The 19273-nt window shown below is 68.7% G+C and carries 20 protein-coding genes; 10 read left to right on the forward strand and 10 right to left on the reverse strand.

What is annotated here, in order from left to right; translation table 11 throughout:
* Positions 1 to 47: 47 nt before the first annotated feature.
* On the reverse strand, positions 48 to 2978 hold the full coding sequence (locus tag AC1DX2_RS06020) for an ATP-binding protein (RefSeq protein ID WP_477195379.1): 2931 nt from the start codon (positions 2976 to 2978) through the stop codon (positions 48 to 50).
* Positions 2979 to 3153: 175 nt separating this feature from the next.
* Here AC1DX2_RS06020 and AC1DX2_RS06025 point away from each other — a divergent pair, with 175 nt between their 5' ends.
* Positions 3154 to 3891 carry a PEP-CTERM sorting domain-containing protein gene (locus tag AC1DX2_RS06025; protein ID WP_477195380.1) on the forward strand — a complete coding sequence of 246 codons (738 nt, stop codon included), beginning with the start codon at positions 3154 to 3156 and terminating at the stop codon, positions 3889 to 3891.
* A gap of 43 nt (positions 3892 to 3934) precedes the next feature.
* Here AC1DX2_RS06025 and AC1DX2_RS06030 read toward each other — a convergent pair whose 3' ends face one another.
* Entirely contained in the window at positions 3935 to 5125 is a 1191-nt protein-coding gene (locus AC1DX2_RS06030; RefSeq protein WP_477195381.1) for a M20 aminoacylase family protein, read from the reverse strand.
* A 120-nt stretch (positions 5126 to 5245) separates the two neighbouring features.
* Here AC1DX2_RS06030 and AC1DX2_RS06035 point away from each other — a divergent pair, with 120 nt between their 5' ends.
* Complete coding sequence (locus AC1DX2_RS06035; RefSeq protein WP_477195382.1) at positions 5246 to 5815, forward strand: hypothetical protein; 570 nt, start codon at positions 5246 to 5248, stop codon at positions 5813 to 5815.
* Here AC1DX2_RS06035 and AC1DX2_RS06040 read toward each other — a convergent pair.
* The 3 genes from AC1DX2_RS06040 to AC1DX2_RS06050 are packed head-to-tail and all read right to left on the reverse strand — an operon-like array spanning position 5812 to position 8615.
* Entirely contained in the window at positions 5812 to 7002 is a 1191-nt protein-coding gene (locus AC1DX2_RS06040) for a tetratricopeptide repeat protein (protein ID WP_477195383.1), read from the reverse strand. The two genes, AC1DX2_RS06035 and AC1DX2_RS06040, sit on opposite strands and share 4 nt — an antisense overlap.
* 25 nt (positions 7003 to 7027) lie before the next feature.
* Positions 7028 to 8290, reverse strand: coding sequence for an MFS transporter (locus tag AC1DX2_RS06045; protein ID WP_477195384.1), 1263 nt, complete (start codon positions 8288 to 8290; stop codon positions 7028 to 7030).
* 19 nt (positions 8291 to 8309) lie between these two features.
* Positions 8310 to 8615, reverse strand: coding sequence for an ArsR/SmtB family transcription factor (locus tag AC1DX2_RS06050; RefSeq protein WP_477195385.1), 306 nt, complete (start codon positions 8613 to 8615; stop codon positions 8310 to 8312).
* A gap of 121 nt (positions 8616 to 8736) precedes the next feature.
* Between AC1DX2_RS06050 and AC1DX2_RS06055 the strand changes: the two genes are divergently transcribed.
* From AC1DX2_RS06055 to AC1DX2_RS06070, 4 genes are read left to right on the forward strand one after another with little or no spacing between them, the layout of a single operon-like run.
* Complete coding sequence (locus AC1DX2_RS06055) at positions 8737 to 9786, forward strand: SAM-dependent methyltransferase (protein WP_477195386.1); 1050 nt, start codon at positions 8737 to 8739, stop codon at positions 9784 to 9786.
* Complete coding sequence (locus AC1DX2_RS06060; RefSeq protein WP_477195387.1) at positions 9783 to 10574, forward strand: DUF1295 domain-containing protein; 792 nt, start codon at positions 9783 to 9785, stop codon at positions 10572 to 10574. Before AC1DX2_RS06055 ends, AC1DX2_RS06060 begins: the two co-directional genes overlap by 4 nt.
* On the forward strand, positions 10571 to 11248 hold the full coding sequence (locus tag AC1DX2_RS06065; RefSeq protein ID WP_477195388.1) for a DUF6134 family protein: 678 nt from the start codon (positions 10571 to 10573) through the stop codon (positions 11246 to 11248). The genes AC1DX2_RS06060 and AC1DX2_RS06065 overlap by 4 nt, the downstream gene beginning before the upstream one ends.
* A 9-nt stretch (positions 11249 to 11257) precedes the next feature.
* Positions 11258 to 11701, forward strand: a complete 444-nt coding sequence (locus AC1DX2_RS06070; protein ID WP_477195389.1) for a DUF2177 family protein — start codon at positions 11258 to 11260, stop codon at positions 11699 to 11701.
* Here the strand turns inward: AC1DX2_RS06070 and AC1DX2_RS06075 are convergent.
* Together AC1DX2_RS06075 and AC1DX2_RS06080 are read right to left on the reverse strand one after the other, a co-directional pair.
* The gene (locus tag AC1DX2_RS06075; RefSeq protein ID WP_477195390.1) at positions 11664 to 12320 is read right to left on the reverse strand and encodes a ChrR family anti-sigma-E factor; all 657 of its coding nucleotides are present in this window, start codon (positions 12318 to 12320) and stop codon (positions 11664 to 11666) included. The two genes, AC1DX2_RS06070 and AC1DX2_RS06075, sit on opposite strands and share 38 nt — an antisense overlap.
* Before the next feature lie 2 nt (positions 12321 to 12322).
* The gene (locus tag AC1DX2_RS06080) at positions 12323 to 12985 is read right to left on the reverse strand and encodes a sigma-70 family RNA polymerase sigma factor (protein WP_477195391.1); all 663 of its coding nucleotides are present in this window, start codon (positions 12983 to 12985) and stop codon (positions 12323 to 12325) included.
* 99 nt (positions 12986 to 13084) lie between these two features.
* Between AC1DX2_RS06080 and AC1DX2_RS06085 the strand changes: the two genes are divergently transcribed.
* From AC1DX2_RS06085 to AC1DX2_RS06095, 3 genes are read left to right on the forward strand one after another with little or no spacing between them, the layout of a single operon-like run.
* Positions 13085 to 14473: an NAD(P)/FAD-dependent oxidoreductase gene (locus tag AC1DX2_RS06085; protein ID WP_477195392.1), complete on the forward strand. Its 1389-nt coding sequence runs from the start codon at positions 13085 to 13087 to the stop codon at positions 14471 to 14473.
* A complete protein-coding gene (locus AC1DX2_RS06090; protein WP_477195393.1) occupies positions 14470 to 15276 on the forward strand; it encodes a DUF1365 domain-containing protein in 807 nt (268 codons plus the stop codon). The genes AC1DX2_RS06085 and AC1DX2_RS06090 overlap by 4 nt, the downstream gene beginning before the upstream one ends.
* Positions 15273 to 16508, forward strand: coding sequence for a class I SAM-dependent methyltransferase (locus tag AC1DX2_RS06095; protein WP_477195394.1), 1236 nt, complete (start codon positions 15273 to 15275; stop codon positions 16506 to 16508). The genes AC1DX2_RS06090 and AC1DX2_RS06095 overlap by 4 nt, the downstream gene beginning before the upstream one ends.
* A gap of 18 nt (positions 16509 to 16526) precedes the next feature.
* On the opposite strand, the gene AC1DX2_RS06100 is transcribed toward AC1DX2_RS06095, so the two are convergent.
* Entirely contained in the window at positions 16527 to 17483 is a 957-nt protein-coding gene (locus AC1DX2_RS06100) for a GlxA family transcriptional regulator (protein WP_477195395.1), read from the reverse strand.
* Positions 17484 to 17618: 135 nt separating this feature from the next.
* On the opposite strand from AC1DX2_RS06100, the gene AC1DX2_RS06105 reads away from it, so the two are divergent.
* On the forward strand, positions 17619 to 17933 hold the full coding sequence (locus tag AC1DX2_RS06105) for a putative quinol monooxygenase (RefSeq protein ID WP_477195396.1): 315 nt from the start codon (positions 17619 to 17621) through the stop codon (positions 17931 to 17933).
* 36 nt (positions 17934 to 17969) lie between these two features.
* Here the strand turns inward: AC1DX2_RS06105 and AC1DX2_RS06110 are convergent, their stop codons facing one another.
* Positions 17970 to 18275, reverse strand: a complete 306-nt coding sequence (locus AC1DX2_RS06110) for an NIPSNAP family protein (RefSeq protein ID WP_477195765.1) — start codon at positions 18273 to 18275, stop codon at positions 17970 to 17972.
* Between the two features lie 65 nt (positions 18276 to 18340).
* On the reverse strand, positions 18341 to 19267 hold the full coding sequence (locus AC1DX2_RS06115) for a sensor histidine kinase (protein ID WP_477195397.1): 927 nt from the start codon (positions 19265 to 19267) through the stop codon (positions 18341 to 18343).
* Between the last annotated feature and the right edge of the window lie 6 nt (positions 19268 to 19273).

Raw genomic sequence — 19273 nt, forward strand, 5'->3', positions numbered from 1 at the left:
TGTACGGAGCAAGCTGCACGTCCAGCCCGCGTGGCCGGTTGGGCCTATCAGGCGGTGGCCATCTGCAGTGCCACCGCAGTGGCGGCCGTCAGGTTCCAGGGTTCGGCCACAGGGGCGGCACCGGTGGCCTGCCCTCCAGCCAGCGCCTGCAGCAGCCGCGCATTGCACGCCACCTCCCGCTGCGGGCGCACCAGCCGCAACTGCTGAACCAGCGCCTCCACCGCGCGCAGCAGTTGCAGGGCCTGGGCTGTGTCCGGCCGCCGCGCGCCCAGTGCGGCGATGGCGGCCAGGCAGTCCAGCCACTCGGCGCGCATCTCGTGGGACTGGAAAAACTGCAGCGCCGCGGCCAGATGGCCGGCCGCCGTGGGCTGGTCCCCCGATGCCATGGCCAGTTTGCCAAGCCACAGCCGCGCGCTGGCCTCGCCGCGCATGTCGCCAGCGGCCGTGCAAACCTGACGTGATTTTTGCAAGTGCTGCTGCGCGGCGGTCAGGTCTTCCAGTTCGAGGGCCAGCTCACCCAGCAAGCGTTCGCACTCGGCCTCGGTTTCAGGGTGCCGCACCTGCCTGGCCAGGGCCAGCGATTGCATGAAGTGGTCACGCGCCAGCGCCAGGTCGCCGTCGAACTGCGCGATGCGACCCAGGTCCTGCAGCACGATGGCTTGGTGCTGCTTGATGCCCAGCGCCCGCAACAGCTCCAGCGCCTCGTTGGCCCAGGCCCTGGCCTGCACGGTGTCGTGGATGTGCGCGTGCGCCAGCGTGGACAGCGTGGCGGCGATGTCGGCCGGGTTGCCCAGCGCGCGGCGCAACGCCAGGCAGGTGACCAACTGGTCGTGCGCGGCATCCAGATCGCCCTGCATCAGCGCCAGCGCAGCGCCCACATACAGCGCATGGGCATAGGGCATCGGGTCGGCCTGCACGTCGGGGCGCGCCAGCGCCTGGCGCACCAGTGCGCGGCCTTCCGTCATGTAGCCGCGCAAGCCCCAGAAGCCCTGCAGCGCCACAGCCATCTTGACGCTGATGAAGGGGTCTATGCCGCCAGCCAATGCCAGCGCCATCGCGGCGCGCAGGTTGTCGAGGTCTGCCTCGCCGCGTCGTACCCATTCGCCCTGGTCCTTGCCCTGCAGGCCATCGCGCAACTGCTTGGCCAGCGCAAAGTAGTGCATGCCGTGCGCCGCCGCCACCGGCTCGCTGCCGCCGCTGTCGCGCAGCTTCTCCAATGCATAGTCGCGCAGCGTCTCCAGCAGCTGGTAGCGGGTACCACCATCGCGCTCATCCAGCATCACCAGCGACTTGTCAACCAGCAGGCGCAGCAGATCCATCACGTCAGCGGGGTCCAGCGGCGCGGTGCCGCACACCGCTTCGGCCGCCTCCAGGTCCAAACCGCCGACGAAGACGCCCAAGCGGCTGAGCAGCGTCTTTTCGTCGTCGTGCAGCAGCTCATACGACCAGTCCACGGTGGCGCGCAGCGTCTGCTGCCGCGCATGCAGCACGTGGGGGCCGCGCGTCAGCAGCTGGAAGCGGTCTTGCAGCCGGCGGTTGATATCGGCCACGCTGAGGGTGCGCACGCGCGCCGCCGCCAGCTCCAGCGCCAGCGGAATGCCTTCGAGCCGGCGCACCAGTTCGGCAACGGTGTGCCGGTTGTCTTCCGTCAGGCGAAAGCTGTGGCGGTAGTCCTGCGCGCGCGCCACGAACAGGCGCACCGAACTGCAGGCCTGCAGGGCATCCAGCGCTGCACCGCTGTCGGGCACGGGCAGCGGCAGCACAGGATAAGCCACCTCCCCGGGCACACGCAGGGCCTCCCGGCTGGAGGCCAGCACGCGCAGGCCCGGCGAGCCTCGCACCGCCTGGTTGATGAAGCTGGAGGCGGCAGCAATCAGATGCTCGCAGTTGTCGACGATCAGCAGCAGGTACCTGCCCTTGAAGAAGGCCAGCAGAGCCTGCACCAGCGTCTGGCCCGGCACCTCGCGCACGCCCAGCACCTGCGCCGCCTGGGGCACCACCCGCTGCGGGTCGCGCACCGAGGACAGGTCGAGGAACCACACGCCATCGGTGAACGCGCCCAGGCTGTCCTGGCCCACCTGCAGCGCCAGCCGCGTCTTGCCCACGCCGCCGATGCCGGTCAACGTGACCAGCCGCGCACGCGCCAGATGGGCGCGCACGGACAGCGTTTCCTGTTCGCGGCCGAGCAAGGCCGTGGCGTGCTGCGGCAGGTTGTCACGCACCGGCTCGGCGGCTGCGCCCGTGTGGCTGGCCACGGCTGGCGCCAGGCTGCCGCCATCCGCCTCGGCAAAACCCAGCGCCGAGCGCCATTGTGCGACGGATGCGGGCTGCGCCTGGGGCAGCGGCCTTGGCATCGCCTGGCCGGCCAGCGCGTCCAGCGCCTGGATGTCCGCCGCGGCGTCCCCGTCACCCGGCCACAGCCCCATGAACTGTGCGAACGGCTTGCCCGGTTGCACCAGCAGTGCAGCCGGCGACAGCGCGCAGCCGTGAAGCTGCTGCGCATGCAGACAGGCCAGCGCGTGACTCAGCGGCGCCAGCCGTTGGCGCAGCCAGGCTGGGTCTGGCGGGTGACCCAGGTCGTCCAGGCTTTCCTGCCACGTCCGGGCCATCGCAAACGGCATGGCGGCATAGGCGGTGCCCTGAACCTGGAACACGCGGTAGACCTTGACCAATGCCGGATGGTCCAGCGTGGCCAGCAACTCGGCATGCCGCATGAAACGCGCCAACGCCGCCTCGAAAGCGCCAGAAGGGATCGCAGCAGCGTGCCCGGATCTCGGTTCGACCTGCCCTTGCGTGCCCCGCGCCGCCAGCTTCGGGGGCGCGAACTCCTGCAATGCCGCCAGCCGGCACAGCGCCTGGTCGATGGCCAGGTAGGTAGGGCCGCACACACTGCTGGCCAGGACGGCGATGATTTCAAAATCCCCCACCTGCGTGCCCACAGACAGGGCCGCGGTGTCATCAACTGCGTCGAGGGTCATGGGCATATCACAGGTGTCGGGAAATTTGACGGTGGCAGCCGCGACCCGGCCCAACACACCGGCGGGGATCGAAAAAGCCATTTGTCGTCAACGCTTTACATATTATGATGTTTGTGGCTTGAATTGTGCTTATCGCCCCGGTAGGGACCAATCCGTCACGTTGGGACAGCACGCGATGCATTCACGACTCCAGAAACTGCTTGCCGCCGCCGGTTGCTGGCTGGCCTTGAGCACGCTTGTTCCCGCGCAGGCGGGCATCATCGTGGGCACCTATGACCCGGCGTTTGGCCATGGCTTCACGGGGCTGGGCTGGATGGGCGAGGTGCGCATCGACATGCCCGACGACTGCCTGGCCTTGAGCGCCGCCAGCCTGGACAACGCCCAGTGCCAGAGCGCCCACATGGTCAGCGGCTACGTCAAGCTGTACGACCTCACGGACAAGAACAAATACGAGCTGCTGGATTTCATGTCGCCCACGCTGCGCCTGCACCTGGATGACCTGATCATCACGGACGGCACCCTCGCCGGCATTTTCACCTCGCTGCAACACTACGACAGCGCCGGCGGTGACTGGGGTGGCACGTTCAGCGAAAACTGGGCCCGGCCCCAGGGGACGCTGGGCGGACCGGTCGACCCGGGCTATGCCTTCTACCGCTATGGCTTGTCCATCGAGGGCGACATGGCGCTGCTGCGTGCCAGCGCCATCAACACCAACCAGCAGGGCGATCCGGTCTTCGGCTGCCCCTTTGACCTCGACTATGCCATCTGTGACTCGGAAACCTCGCCCCAGGTGCTCTTCACGGCCCTGGTAGAACCGCCCACGGATGTGCCCGAGCCTTCGGATCTGCTGTTGCTGGGCAGCGCCCTGGCCGCCGCAGCATGGACGCGCCGCAGGCACGCCCGCGCGCACTGAACCCGCCCGGGCCTGAACGGTTCAGGGCCTGCACAGCCGCCCACTAGGCCGGCAGGTAGGTCTCCACCAGCCGCGTCCAGTACGCCGCGCCAATGGTCAGGTTGCCATCGGCAAAGTCGAACTTCGGGTTGTGCAGCATGGCCGAGCCCTCGCCATTGCCCAGGCGCAGGAAGCAGCCGGGCTTGTGCAACAGGTAATAGGCAAAGTCCTCGCTGCCGGTGACGGGGCCGTACGGGTGCATCACCCGCTGCGCGCCCACCAGTTCCTGCGCCACGCCCAGTGCAAAGGCGGTCTCGACCTCGGTGTTGACCAGCACCGGCGTGCCGCGCACGTAGTCGATCTCCACCGTGCCGCCATAACCCTGCACATGCGCGGTGACGAGGTCGGTGATGCGCCGCTGCAGCAGCTCGCGCACCGCATGGCTGAAGGAGCGCACGCTCAGGCTCATGCGCGCGCTGTCGGGGATCACGTTGGCGGCAAAACCGGCGTTGAGCACGCCCACGGTGACCACCGCCGTGTCGGTGGGTGCCACGTTGCGCGCCACCACGCTTTGCAGCGCCATCACCAGGCTGCCGGCGATCAGTATCGGGTCCACCGTCTGGTGCGGACGCGCGGCATGGCCACCCTTGCCGTGGATGGTGATGTGGACCTGGTCGCTGGCCGACATGAAGGGTCCGCTGCCAAACAGGAACGTGCCCACCGGCTCGCCCGGGTTGTTGTGCATGCCGAAGATGGCGTCGCAGGGGAAGCGCTCAAACAGGCCATCGTCAATCATCTGCTGCGCGCCGCTGTTGCGGCCGGCTTCTTCGGCCGGCTGGAACACCAGGTTCAGCGTGCCGCTGAAGTTGCGCGTCTTGGCCAGCTGGCGCGCCGCGCCCAGCAGCATGGTGGTGTGGCCATCGTGGCCGCAGGCGTGCATCACACCGGCATTGCGGCTGGCGTGCGGCACAGCCGTTTCTTCCAGGATGGGCAGCGCGTCCATGTCGGCACGCACGGCCACGCTGCGCGCGCCTCCGCCCACCTGCATGCGGCCCACCACGCCGTGACCGCCGACGTTGCGCGTCACCTCGTAGCCCCACTCGTCGAGGTATTTGGCCACCAGCTCGGCGGTGGCCGCCTCCTTGAACGACAGCTCGGGGTTCTGGTGGATGTGGCGGCGTATGCCGGTCAACAGTTCTTCGGCATCGGCCAGGTCGGTCACCTGGCAGTAGCGTTTCATGGTGGCTTGAGGCATGCAGCAGTCCTGAAGAGGTCAGCCGCCACTATAGGCGTTTCAGGCTGGTGCGATACAGGACGCAGATTGCCCTATTTCAGCTTTACATTGCCCCCACCCAACAACCACCCGGAGCCCCACATGCCCACACTTGCCTCCAACGCCCAGCGCAGAATCCTGTTGCAAGCCGCAGCCGCAGGCCTGGCGGGCGGTGGCGCCTTGGGCGCGGCCCCAGCCGGCGCTGCAGCCGCCAAGCCCGCCGCCACCGGCAAGCCGGGCGACTTCGACTTTCTGACAGGCGACTGGAAGATCAAGAACCGCCAGCGCAAGAACGGCGCCTGGGACACGTTTGACGGCGAAGCCACGGTGCGCGGCATCCTGGCCGGCGTCGCCAGCGTGGAGGAACTGCGCATCCCGGCGCGCAAGTTCAGCGGCATGGGCCTGCGGCTGCTGGACGTGGACAAGAAGCTGTGGGCCGACCACTGGGTCAACGGCAAAAGCGGCGTGTTGACGCCGCCACCCGCCTGGGGCAGCTTTGTCAACGGCGTGGGCACCTGGGATTCGGACGAGGAGGATGCGGGCAAGCCCACCATCGTGCGCGGCGTGTGGGACCGCATCACGCCCAAGAGTTGCCGCTGGTACCAGGCGGTGTCGCGCGACAACGGCAAGAGCTGGGAAGAAAACTGGCTGATGGACTGGACGCGCGCCTAATTCAAATACACATACAGCCCCTGCACCGCCACGCCCTGCTCGTAACGCAGGGGCGCAGTGAGCAGCGCACTGACCGCGAAGCCATGCGCCTGCGCCAGGCCTTGCACATAGGCCTGTGAATGCGCGTAGCGCAGGCTGGGCCGCAGCTGCACACCGGGGTCGCCGTCTGCCAGTTCAACCGAAAAGGCAAAGCAGCCGCCGGGCCGCAGCAGGCGGCGCACGGCGGCAAAGGTGTCTGCCAACTCGCCAACGTAGATGAAAACGTCGGCGGCCAGCACCAGGTCGTCGCTGCGCTGCGCCTGCGCCAGGTAGGCAGCGATATCGGCATGCACCAGCGCGCGGTACACGCCCGAGCGGCGGGCCTGCGCCAGCATGGCCTGCGACAGGTCCACGCCGTCCACGGCGTCGGCGCAAGGCGTGATCAATTGGCCGCACAGGCCGGAGCCGCAGCCCAGGTCCAGCACAGAGGCGTAGCGCTTGCCCATCTGCAGCAGCGGGCGCACCAACGTCTCGTGTGCCTGGTAGCGCAACTGGCCCACCAGGTGCTGCTGAAAGTCGTCCGCATAGCTGTCGAACAAGGTTTCCACATACTGGCGCGGTGGCTTGGCCGGGGCGCCGTGGCCGCGCACCGAAGACAGGTAGTAGGCATGCAGCGCCGGGTCAGCGCCCAGCGCCAGCGCTTGCTCAAAGCTTTGGGCGGCTTCGGGCAGGCGGCCCAGTTCGCGCAGCAGGCTGCCGCGCTCGCTCCAGGCTGAGGCCAACCCGGGGCCGACGGTGACCGCCTGGTCAAACGCCTGCAAGGCCTGCGCCACCTGGTCGAGCTGCAGCAGGCAACGCGCCAGCGACAACCACAATCCGGCCTGCGCCGGCGCCCTGTCCAGCGCATGGCGCAGTGCGTCCACCGCTGGCTGCCATTGCCCCAAGGCTTCCTCGGTCAGCCCCAGGTAGGCCCAGGCATCGGCACTGGCGGCGTCAACCTCCGCAGCCTGCCGCAGCACTGGCCGCGCCTCTGTATGCCAGCCCAGGCGGAACAAGGTGATGCCCAGGTTGACCAGCACCGAAGGCCGGCCCGGCGCCAGCGCCAGCGCGGCCTCGAAGCTGTGCAACGCTTCATCCAGGCGCCCGGCCTCGGCGGCCTGCACGCCGTGCTGGAAATGCTGGCCCGCCTGCTCCAGCGCGCTGCTCATGACACCCTCGCTTGCACGGCCAGGCTCATGCGGGCTGCGCCGAGGGGCCAGTGCCATCAGCACCGCCACTGTCGCCATGACGGACCACGCGCGGCAGCGCCAGCGCGATGGCCGCCGCGCCCAGCCCGACCGCCAGCGAGCCCAGGTACATCCAGCTGTAGGTGTGCCAGTTGTCGTAGATCCAGCCGCCCGCGGCCGGCCCCAGGGCCATGCCCAGGCTGGAGATCATGCTCAGGCCACCGAGCACGCTGCCCATGATGCGGGGGTCAAAGTACGAACGCACCAGCGCAGCATACAGCGGCATCACACCGCCATAGGCCAGGCCGAAGATGAAGGCCACCGCATAAAACTCGCCCAGCCGCGACACCGCCGCGTAGGCGCCGGCCGCCAGTGCCTGCACCAACAGGCCGATGATGATGATGCGCTTGACGCCAAAGCGGTCCGCCGCCACGCCCAGCAGCAGCCGGCCCACCAGGCCGGCGAAGCCCTCGACGCTGTAGATGGTGACGGCTGTCATGGTGGGCAGGCCGCAACCTATGGCGTAGCTGACGGTGTGGATGATGGGGCCGGCATGCGTGGCGCAGCAGGCGAAGAAGGTGGCCGCCAGCACGATGAAGGGCTTGGAGCGGAAAGCCTGCTTGGTCAGCTCGCCCAGGCTGGCGGTGACGACAGCATCACCAGGGCCGCCGTTGGCAGGGGCGCCGCCCCCCACTTCGAAGCCCGGTGGCCGGCGCACCAGCAACGCCGCCGGCACCAGCAACAGCACCACGGCGCCGGCCAGCATCTGCAGCGTGGGGCGCCAGCCGTAGGACTCGATCAGCCACGCCGCGATGGGCGACACCGTCATCGGCGCCACGCCTATGCCCGCCGACACCAGCGCGACCGCCAGCGCGCGATGTTCGTCAAACCACAGCGTGACGGTGGCCATCAGCGGCGCCATGAAAGCGCCCGAGGCCACACCCACCACCACACCATAAGAAATCTGGAACTCCAGCAGGCTGGTCGCGCGGCTGGCCCAGGCCAGGCCCAGCCCCAGCAGCAGCACACCGCACAGCACCACGCGCGCCGGGCCCAACCGGTCGCTCAGGCTGCCCCACACGAACGAGGCCGTGCCCATGGCCAGGAAATTGAAGGTGATGGCCAGGCCGATGCCGGCGCGCGACCAGCCGGTGTCCGCCCCTATGGGCGACAACAGCACCGGCAGCGCCATCATCGCGCCCATGGCGGTGCAGGTGATCAGGGCGCCCACCGCCACCACCACCCAGCCGTAATGAAGCTTGCCACGCATGGTGTTGCCTTTCCTCTGTTCAGCCGGTTCGTTTCAGGTGCTCGTTCAGCGCGTCCAGCCGGCGCTCCCAGAACTCGCGGTATTCGTTCAGCCAGGCATCCACCTCGGCCAGCGGCGCCAGGTCCAGGCTGTAGTAACGCCGTGGGCCGTCCACCCGCGTGCGCACCAGGCCAGCCTGGCGCAGCGTGCCCAGGTGCTTGGACACACTGGGCTGCGCCAGTGTCAGCCGGTCCACCAGCGCGCCCACCGTGTGCTCGCCGCCGCGCAGCAGGCCCAGGATGTCGCGGCGCACGGGGTCGGCAATGGCGGCGTAAATGTCGGACATGGCAATATATTCTCAAATTGGAATATTCCTGTCAAGGAATATGTTTCACGATTCCGCCAATGATCCAGCAGGCTGCCGTCTGCGTACAAGCACGGATCAAGGCTAACCAAAGGCATGCACCATGGGCGCACAGGCAAGTTCGACAGCCATCCATTGGGTGGAACAAGGGCTGGTGCCCGATGCGGCAGTGCGCGTGGGCATACGCCGGCTGTTGCGCCAGCGACTGGCCGAGATGCGCCATGGCGACGTGGAGGCCGGCGCAGCGCTGACGCAGCAGTTCTTTGATGCGCTGCACCAGGCACCGCTGGCCCCGCTGCCCGAGAAAGCCAACGAACAGCACTACGAAGTGCCGGCCGCCTTCTTCGAGGCGGTGCTGGGCCCCCACCGCAAATACAGCAGTTGCTGGTGGCCCGAGGGCGTGGACACACTGGCCGGGGCCGAGGCCGCCGCGCTCGCCGAGACCTGCGCGCGCGCCGGTCTGGCGGACGGCCAGCGGGTGTTGGAGCTGGGTTGCGGCTGGGGCTCGCTCAGCCTGTGGATGGCCGAGCATTACCCCAACAGCCGCATCACCGCGCTGTCCAACTCGCATTCGCAACGCGCGCACATCGTGGCGCAAGCTTCCGCGCGCGGCCTGCGCAACCTGGAGGTGTTGACCGGCGACTTCAACCACTTCAGCATTGCGCGCCGCTTTGACCGCGTGGTGTCGGTGGAGATGTTCGAGCACCTGCGCAACTGGCCGCAGGCGTTTGCCAAGGTGGCCGGCTGGTTGCAGCCCGGCGGACGCTTCTTCATGCACGTGTTCGCGCACCGCGAGGCCCCGTATGCGTTTGAGGACCGCGACGCCAGCGACTGGATGAGCCGGCACTTTTTCTCTGGCGGCATGATGCCCAGCGACGACCTGGCGCTGCTGTGCCAGGACGACCTGCGCCTGCTGCAGCGCTGGCGCTGGGACGGCCGCCACTACCAGCGCACTGCCGAGGCCTGGCTGGCGCGCATGGACGCGCAGCGCGACGCGCTGATGCCGCTGTTCACCCAGGTGTACGGCGCTGAGCAGGCCGACATCTGGTGGATGCGCTGGCGGCTGTTCTTCCTGTCGGTGGCTGAGCTGTTCGGCCATGACCAGGGCGCCCAATGGTGGGTCAGCCATTACCTGTTCGAGCCGCGCGCATGACCACGCTGCAACTCGCCGGCACCGGCCTGGGGGTCGCCCTGCTGCTGGCGCTGCCGGTGTGGCTGGCCAGCCTGCCGTTGCGCGACGCCAGCCTGGCCGACCGCTGGTGGCCGGTGTTCATCGCCGCACCCGCGCTGGCCTACGCCTGGGCAGTGACTGTGGACACGCGCGGCGCCTTGGCGCTGGAGCTGCTGCTGGCCTGGGCGCTGCGCTTGGGGCTCCATGTGACATGGCGCAACTGGGGCCATGGCGAAGACCGCCGCTACACCGCCATGCGCCAGCGCAACCAGCCCAACTTCGGCCTCAAGAGTGTCTACATCGTGTTCGGCCTGCAGGCCTTTCTGGCCTGGATCGTGGGCCTGCCGGTGCTGGCGGCGCTGACCCACCCAGGACCGCTGGGTATGCTGGACGCTGCAGGCGCCCTGCTGGCCGCCATGGGGCTGCTGTTTGAAACCGTGGCCGACGCCCAACTGGCCCAATTCCGCCGCCAACCGCGCACTGAAGGCGCCGTGATGGATCAGGGCCTGTGGCGCTGGTCGCGCCACCCCAACTACTTTGGCGAAGCCTGCATGTGGTGGGGCCTGGGGTGCATGGGCTTCGCAGCGGGCGGTTGGACAGTGGCCTGGTGCCTGGCCTCGCCGCTGCTGATGACCTGGCTGCTGCTGAAGGTATCGGGCGTGGCGCTGTTGGAGCAGGACATTGGCGAGCGCCGCCCGGCCTACCGCGACTACATGGCGCGCACCAGCGCCTTCTTCCCCTGGCCACCGCGCCAAGGTCCCTTGGCATGAGGTGGCTGCTGGCGCCAGCGCTGCTGTGGACTGGCCTGGCCCTGGCGCAGGGCGAACCGGCGACAGCAGAAGCGGGTGAGTGGAATTTTGCCGTCACGCTGGACGGCCGACCCATAGGCATGCACCGCTTCACCGTCAGCGGCACGGGACCCGGTTCCGGTACGGGTGCCGAGCGCACGGTGGACAGCCGGGCGCAGTTTGACGTCCGGCTGCTGGGCTTCACGGTCTACCGCTACCGCCACCATGCACGCGAGCGCTGGCGGGGCGACTGCCTGCGCGAGTTGCGCGCCAGCACCGACGACGACGGCAAGCCCATCCAGGTGGACCAGCGCTTTGACGGCGACTGCCTGATGGGCTTCGCCTACTGGAACCCGCGCCTGCTGACGCAGCAGCGCCTGGTGGACCCGCAGACCGGCCGCACCGAGGCGGTGCGCCTGGAGCGGCTGCCCGACGCCAGTGTGGACGTGCAGGGCCAGCCAGTGGCGGCCAAGGGCTGGCGGCTGCTGACCGACAAGCAACGCATCACGCTGTGGTACGCCGCGGCCAGCGGCCGCTGGATCGCGCTGGATGCGGTGGCGGCCGGCGGGCGCATGCTCAGCTACCGGCTGCCTGCCGCCGCTGCCAATCCGTCCGCCCCCTCCTCCCCTGCCGGGCCAGGCCCGGTACCACCCTGAAACATCAACATGAACACTTCACCGCGCCGCCTGCTGCTGGCCTATGCCGTCGCCCTGGTCTGCTTCCTCGCGCTGGACGCGCTGTGGCTCAGCACCACCAGTGCACGCCTGTACCAGCCCGCGCTGGGACCGCTGATGGCCAGCCAGGTGGATTGGCTGGCCGTGGCGCTGTTCTACCCGCTCTATGTGATGGGCGTGGTGTATTTCGCCGTGCTGCCAGCCATGTCCATCCAAAGCGCCGCCAACGCGGCGCTGCGTGGTGCGTTGCTGGGCTTGCTGGCGTATGCCACTTACGATCTGACCAACCAGGCCACACTGCGCGGCTGGCCCTGGCACATCACGCTGATCGACCTGCTCTGGGGTGCCTGCATCACCGGCAGCTCGGCAGGGGTGGCCGCCTGGATCGCCCTGCGGGCTACATCCCGACCAGGGCGCCGTACACGCGGGCAATGACACCGTCAAAGCGCAGCCGGCCATCCAGCGAGGCCAGGCAGATGCACTCGCTGCCGTCCTGCACCACCGGCTGGTGGTGGATGTCGGCGTCGGCGGTGTCCAGGTCACCCGGGCCAAACAGTGCGCGGCCGTCGTGGAAACGGCCATAAAGCACCTGGGTCAGCTCCATGCCGTTGTGGGTGTGCTGCGGCAGGTACTTGCCGGCGCCGATGCGCAGCAGGAACACATTGGCCCCGGGCACATCGACCCGGCTCCAGCGCATGCCTGGGGCGACCCAGCGCCAGGGTGTGGCGCTGTATGGCACCAGCGCACGCGGCCAACTGGCGCCCTGCGGCAACGGCGGCGGCGCACTGACCTTCAGCACACGCCGGGTGTTGGCCTGGTCAGCCTCGGCAGCATCGATGCGCGCCAGCGTGCGGGCCAGCGCGTCGCCAGCCATCTCTGCCGGCGCCAGTTCGTCCAGCAGCACGCCGCCCAGTGTGTCCAGCGTGCGGGCACGCTCACGGCAGTGTGGGCACAGTTCCAGGTGGCTGTCGAGCACCAGCCGGGGGCCCAGCCCCAGGCTGCCGCTGGCACGGGCCAGCAACAGGTCGTCGTCGGGGTGGTATTGAATGTCCATGGTCAGCATTCCAGCAGGCGGCGCAATTGCGCGACCGCCAGACGCATGCGTGACTTCACCGTGCCCAGCGGAATACCCAACTGGGCGGCGATGCGCGCATGCGGTTCGTCGTCGTAATAGGACAGGCGCAGCACCTGCGCCTGCTCGGGAGGCAGTTTGGCCATGGCGCCGCGCAGTTGCTCGCCCATGCGGGCGGCGTGCAAGTCGTCGTCCAGCGCGGGTTGCGGCGCTTCCAGCAGGTCAAAGTCGAAATTCTCTTCCCCGGGCTCCTCACCCCGGCGGCGGCGCAGCGCGTCGGTGCGCAGGTTGCGGGCAATGGTGAAGATCCAGGTCGAGGCCGCGGCCTGTGCCGGGTCGAACAGCGCGGCCTTGCGCCAGACAATGGCCAGCGCCTCCTGCGCCAGATCCTCGGCCTGCGCCTCGGGGCTGCCGCCTTGCATCAGGTAGCGCTTGACGCGCGGTGCGAAGTGGGCAAACAGCCGCCCAAAGGCCTCGCGGTCCTGCCGCTCGGCCAGCGCGCGCAAGGCCTGCACCCACTCGGCGTCCGGGCGGGCGGGCGGCTCCCCAGCCACCGAGACGACCGTCAACACCGGCGCACGGGGGTTGCGGGGCGGTGTGTCGTCCATCAGCTTGCGGGTTTGGAATAGGGGCTTGAGGGTAGCCATGCCGTTTATACGCGCAAAAACCGGGGCTGGATCACCCAACCGCGTCATGCAGGGTTACCGCCAGCGATCCAAAGCCAGCCCTGCTGCGTATATACCGGCATGCCCCGTCTCCAAACCCCTCAAAGCAGCCCTGCGCACACCGCAGACGGCACCCCACCCCGGCTGCGGATCGCCGTGGTGGGCACCGGCATCGCCGGCCTGTCCGCGGCCTGGCTGCTGGCCGGTCGGCATGAGCTGACCGTGTTCGAGAGCGATGCGCGCATAGGCGGCCACAGCAACACAGTGGACGTGCCCGATGCGCGCGGTCTGCTGCCGGTGGACACCGGCTTCATCGTCTACAACGAGCCGGCCTACCCCAACCTGAGCGCGTTGTTCCGTCACCTGGAGGTGCCCACATCCGCGTCGGACATGTCGTTCGCCGTCAGCCTGGACAACGGCGCGCTGGAATACGCCGGCACCGACCTGCGCGGCCTGTTCGCCCAGAAGCGCAACCTGCTGCGGCCACGCTTCTGGTCCATGCTGCAAGAGCTGTTGCGCTTCTACAAGGAAGCCCCGCGCGACGCCCCCTTGGCCGGCGATCAAACACTCGATGATTATTTGGACCAGCGCGGCTATGGCCGCGCCTTGCGCGACGACCACCTGTACCCGATGGCCGCGGCCATCTGGTCGGCACCGGCCGCACAGGTGGGCCGCTACCCGGTGGCAGCCTTTGTGCGTTTCTGCCAGAACCACGGCCTGCTGCAGATCAGCGACCGGCCCATCTGGCGCACCGTGACCGGCGGCAGCCGTGAGTACGTGAACCGGCTCAGCCGCTCCTTTGCCGGCCAGCTGCGGCTGGACCAACCGGTGCTGGAACTGCGCCGCGAGCCCGAGGGCGTGCGCCTGCGCACCCGCGACGGCTGGTGGCCGCAGCGCTTTGACCACGTGGTGCTGGCCACCCATGCCGACCGCTCGCTGGCGCTGCTGGATGCGCCCTCTGCCGAGGAGCGCCGGCTGCTGGGTGCCTTTGCCTACAGCCGCAACCTGGCGGTGCTGCACCGCGACCCTGCGCTGATGCCGGCTCGCCGCGCCGTCTGGTCAAGCTGGAACTACCTGGCCCAGCGCGGCAGCAGCGCGCCACCCACCGTCAGCTACTGGATGAACCGGCTGCAGCCGCACCTGCCGCAGGGACCGGCGGCCGGGCCGCTGTTCCTGACGCTGAACCCGCCGGTGCCGCCCCGGCCCGAGCACCTGATACGCACCGAGGTCTACGAGCACCCGCTGTTTGACGCCGCCGCCATGGCCGCGCAGCGCCAGCTGTGGTCACTGCAGGGCCAGCGGCGCACCTGGTTTTGCGGTGCCTACTTCGGCGCCGGCTTCCACGAAGACGGACTGCAGGCCGGACTGGCCGTGGCCGAAGCCCTGGGTGGCCAGCGCCGGCCCTGGCAAGTGGCCAACGAGTCCGGCCGCATCCACCTGACGGGCCACTCGGAGGCCACGACGTCATGAGCGGCATCCAGCCAGAACCTCAGCAGCAGGCATCGGCCCTGTACGTGGGCACGGTGATGCACCAGCGGCTGCGGCCGCGCCGCCACCGGCTGGCTTACCGGGTCTACAACCTGTTGATCGACATCGACGAGTTGCCGACACTCGCCGCACGGCTGCGGCTGTTCTCGCTGGGGCGCTTCAACCTGTTCAGTTTTTACCCAGGCGACCATGGGGACGGCAGCGGCACGCCGTTGCACGCGCAAATCAATGCGCGCCAGCGGGCCGCCGGCCTGCCCACCGGCGGCGCCATACGCCTGCTGGCCATGCCACGCCTGCTGGGCCATGTGTTCAACCCGCTGAGCGTGTGGTTTTGTTATGCGCCCGAAGGCGCACTGCAAGCCCTCATCTACGAGGTCAACAACACCTTTGGCGAGCGCCACAGCTACCTGGTGCCCGTCGACGATCCCGCCAGCCCCATCATCAGCCAGCGTTGCGACAAGGCCATGCACGTGTCGCCCTTCCTGGGCATGGCGATGCACTATGGCTTTCGCATCCAGCCGCCGGGCGAGCAGTTGTCGGTGGGCGTCAGCGTGCATGACGCGCAGGGCGCAGTGCTGAATGCGCGACTGGATGAACAGCGCCAAGCGCTGACAGACAGCGCGCTGCTGCGCGTCTTCCTCAGCCACCCGCTGTTGACCCTGAAGGTGGTGGCCGCCATCCACTGGGAAGCGCTGCGCCTGTGGCTCAAGGGCGTGCCGCTGCAGCCGCGTCCGCCCGCACCGGCTCACGAATTGACCACTGTTTCCACGACCGACAAGCCATGAGCCTGCCCACCCCTACCCTGAACGCTCCAACACAGGCCTTGCCGCGCGCTGGCTTCACCCCCGTCGCCAACCTGTTGCACAAGCTGATGGCGCGCACCCGCGTGGGCCATTTGACGTTGACGTTGCCCGATGGCCGCCGGCTGGAAGCCACGGGCAGCGAGCCCGGCCCACACGCCAGCGTGCACCTGCACCGCTGGCGCGCACTGTGGCGCCTGGCGCTGGAAGGCGACCTGGGCCTGGCGCTGGCCTGGCGCGATGGCGACTGGGACAGCCCCGAGTTGCCCGCGCTGCTGGCCTTTGGCCTGGCCAACGAGGCCGCCTGGGGCTCACTGCTGGCCGGCAGTGGCCCGGCGCGCTGGCTGGCGCGGCTGGCCCACCTGGCCAATGCCAACACCCGGCGCGGCAGCCGCCACAACATATCTGCCCACTACGACCTGGGCAACGCCTTTTACCGCCACTGGCTGGACGACAGCATGCTGTATTCCAGCGCGCTGTACAGCGACGCGGCAGACGACACGCTGGAGGCCGCGCAGGCACGCCGGCTGGAACGCATCCTGGCGATGATGGACATGCAGCCCGGCGCCCGGGTGCTGGAGATCGGCTGCGGCTGGGGCACGCTGGCGGCCACGCTGGCGCAGCGCTTCGACGCCCACGTGACCGGCGTGACGCTGTCCAGCGAACAACTGGCCTTTGCCCAAGACCGCGCAAAGGCCTGGGGTGTTGCCGACAAGCTCGACCTGCGCCTGCAGGACTACCGCGACATCGAGGGTCAATATGACCGCATCGTCTCCATTGAGATGGTGGAAGCCGTGGGCGAGGCCTATTGGCCCACCTACTTTGACACGCTGCGCCGACGGCTGCTGCCTGGTGGCGTGGCCGTGCTGCAGGCCATCACCATCAACGACGCGCAGTTCGCGTCTTACCGCCAGGGGGCAGACTTCATCCAGCGCTGCATCTTCCCCGGTGGCATGCTGCCCTGCCCCAGCGCGCTGCACGAGCAAGCCGCACGCGCCGGGCTGGTGATCGAAGAAACGCAGTGCTTCGGCATCGGCTACGCGCGCACGCTGGCCGAGTGGCGGCGCCGCTTCCTGGCCGCCTGGCCGCAGATTGCGCCGCTGGGTTTTGACGAGGGCTTCAAGCGGCTGTGGGAATACTACCTGGGCTACTGCGAAGCCGGCTTCCTGGGTGGGCGGGTGGACGTGGGGCTGTACCGGCTGCGCCACGCGGACTGAACGACCACTGCGGCGCCGTCAAGCCGCCCGCAACTCGCGAATGCCGCGCCCCAGCCGCTTGCGCAACAGCGTGCGCAGCGTGGAGCCGTTGGCATAGCCCACGCTGTCGGCCACCTGGTCCACGCTGTGGTGGCCGGTCTTCAGCAGGTGCACGGCGCGCTCCATGCGCAAGTCCTGGATGTAGGTCAGCGGCGTCTTGCCCAGCACCTGCTGCACGCGCCGCGCCAGCGTGCGCTTGCTGGTGGCCAGCGCGGCAGCGGCATCGTCCAGCGAGATGGCGCCAGCCATGTGGCCACGCACCCAGCGGTCGAACCCCTGCACCAGCGGATCGGTGTGCGCCAGATGGTCGGTGATGGCATAGGCTGACTGCGCCGGCCGCGCATCCACAATCAGATAGCGCGACACCAGCGCCGCCAGCTCGGGGCTGGCCTGGCGCACCAGCCACAGCGCCAGGTCCAGATGGCCCAGCGCCGCACCAGCGGTGACGAACGGACCGCTGCGCACCAGCATGCGGTCGGCATCCAGCCGCACTTTGGGATAGCGCTGGTGGAACAGTGGCGCCAGCCACCAGCTGGTGGTGGCCTCGCGGCCTTCCAGCAAACCGGTCTCGGCCAGCACGAAGCTGCCTATGCAGGCAGCGGCAATGGGCACGCTGCGCGCCGACCAGTCGCGCAACGCCTGCACGCTGCGCCGCACATCGGGTCGCGCCAGCGCCGGCACCAAGGTGTCGGGCATCTTGCAGCCAGGCGCCGGCACCAGCACCCAGTCTGGCCGGGGGCAGGCGGCAAACGGCTGCACCGGCACGCGCATGCCCTGCGCGCTGCTGACGCGCCGGTTGGCGCCCACCACCACCACCTCGAACGGCGCGGGCAAAGCCAGCAGCGGCGCCAGCTCGTTGGCGGTGCCCAGCGCATCCAGCATGGTGGCCAAGCCGGTGTCAAACACGCCTTGCAGTGCTACCACGGCGACTTTCACGGGTTGTCCTGATTGGTATCAAAGTTGTCAATCGTGCCACTGTGCCAGAGGGCGGGTCGTCTGTAAAGTCCATTGCGTCGCCCGTCGCCGGGCGTCACACACAGCAACTTTCATCTGTCTACCCAAGGAGTCCTCATGAGCATTCAACTCGCCCTGTTCGCCCGTCTCGAAGCCAAGCCCGGCAAGGAGGCCGACGTCGCCCAGTTCCTGCAAGCCGGTCTGGCCATGGCCAACCAGGAGGCCAGCACGCCGATCTGGTTCGCGCTGAAGCTGTCGCCCAGCACCTTTGGCGTGTTCGACGCCTTCACCAGCGAAGAAGGGCGCCAGGCGCATCTGAAGGGTCCGATCGCCCAGGCGCTGATGGCCAAGGCTGGCGAACTGTTCGCCAAGCCGCCCAGCATCGAGGCCATCGAGGTGCTGGGGCTGAAGAACCAGGCCGTTGCCGCCTGAGAGCGAGCGGGAACGCCGCCCGCCCCGTGGCGGCGGTCAGCTGAACACGGGCCGGAAGAACGAGCGCTCGTAGCTGAGAAAGCACTTGGTCTGCCGGTAGTAGGCCATCGCAGCCTGGCATTCGGCATCGCTGGCGGCGGCGATGCGGTACCGCTCGTAAGCCGCCAGCGACTCGAACGAAAAGAACGCCAGCGCCACGTTGCTGGCGCCTTCGCTGGGCATCAGGTAGCCATGGTGGGTGCCACCAAACTTGGCCACCAACGGAATCCACATGCGGCCGTAGGTTTCAAATTCGGCCAGTTTGTCGGGGTCGAGGATGTAGCGCAGGTAGCAGGTGATCATGGTGCAGGGTTCCATGGGGTGGTTTGCATTCGCCCATTGTGCCGCCCACCTGTAGCGTTGGCACTTCAGGGTGGGTGCAGCGGCAGCCTGAAGCTGAACTCGGCCCCGCCCTCGGCGTGGTTGCCGCCCTGCAGCGTGCCGCGCATGGTGTGCGCCACACCCAGCGCAATCGACAGGCCCAGGCCCAGCGACTGGCCCCAGGGCTTGGTGGTGAAGAAGGGTTCGAACAGGCGCCGCTGCACGTCGTCGCTCAACCCCGGGCCGCTGTCGCGCACGCTGACCAGCGCCTGGTCGCCCTCATGCCGCACCGCCACCTGCACCTGGCGCCTGGACGCGCCCTGCACCGCATCCAGCGCATTGCGCAGCAGGCACACCAGCACCTGCGCCACGCGCGCGCCATGGCCCCAGGCACGCACCGGGCCGTCATGCAACTGCAGCAGCAGGCGTACATCGCCCTGGCGAAAATCCGTCTGCAGCAGTTGCACGCAGGCACGCACGCTGTCGCACAGGTCCAGCGGGCTGGCGGCCTCGCTGCTTTGGCGGGTCAGCATTTTCAGCCGCGCCAAGCTGGCGGTCATGCGTTCGCCGGCGTCGTCCAGGCGCGCCAGGCTGCGCTGGACCTTGTCCGGGTTGCCGCTGCTCAAGTAGGCCATCGCGTTGCGCGCCAGTGTGCGCATCTCGCTCAGGGGTTGGCTCAGCTCATGCGTGATGCTCTTGGCCAGCTGGCCCAGTTGCGCCATCCGGCCGGCCAGCTCCATGTCGCTCTGGGCGGCACACAGCACCTGCTCTACGCTGCGCAACTGCTCGCATTTCAGCTGCAGGCTGCGGCGCAAGCGCGCCAGCTCCTGGCGCTGCAGCACGATCTCGCGTTCCAGCGTGTCGCGCCGGCGCGGCAGCGCCGCCTCCGCCTGGGGCGGGCCACTCCACAAGTCCACCAATGCGTGGGCCGATGCCGGTGGCCCCAGGGTCAGCGCTTGCGCTGGTGCCTGCATGGTTTG

Source organism: Hylemonella sp. P2_B10 (genome assembly GCF_056404875.1).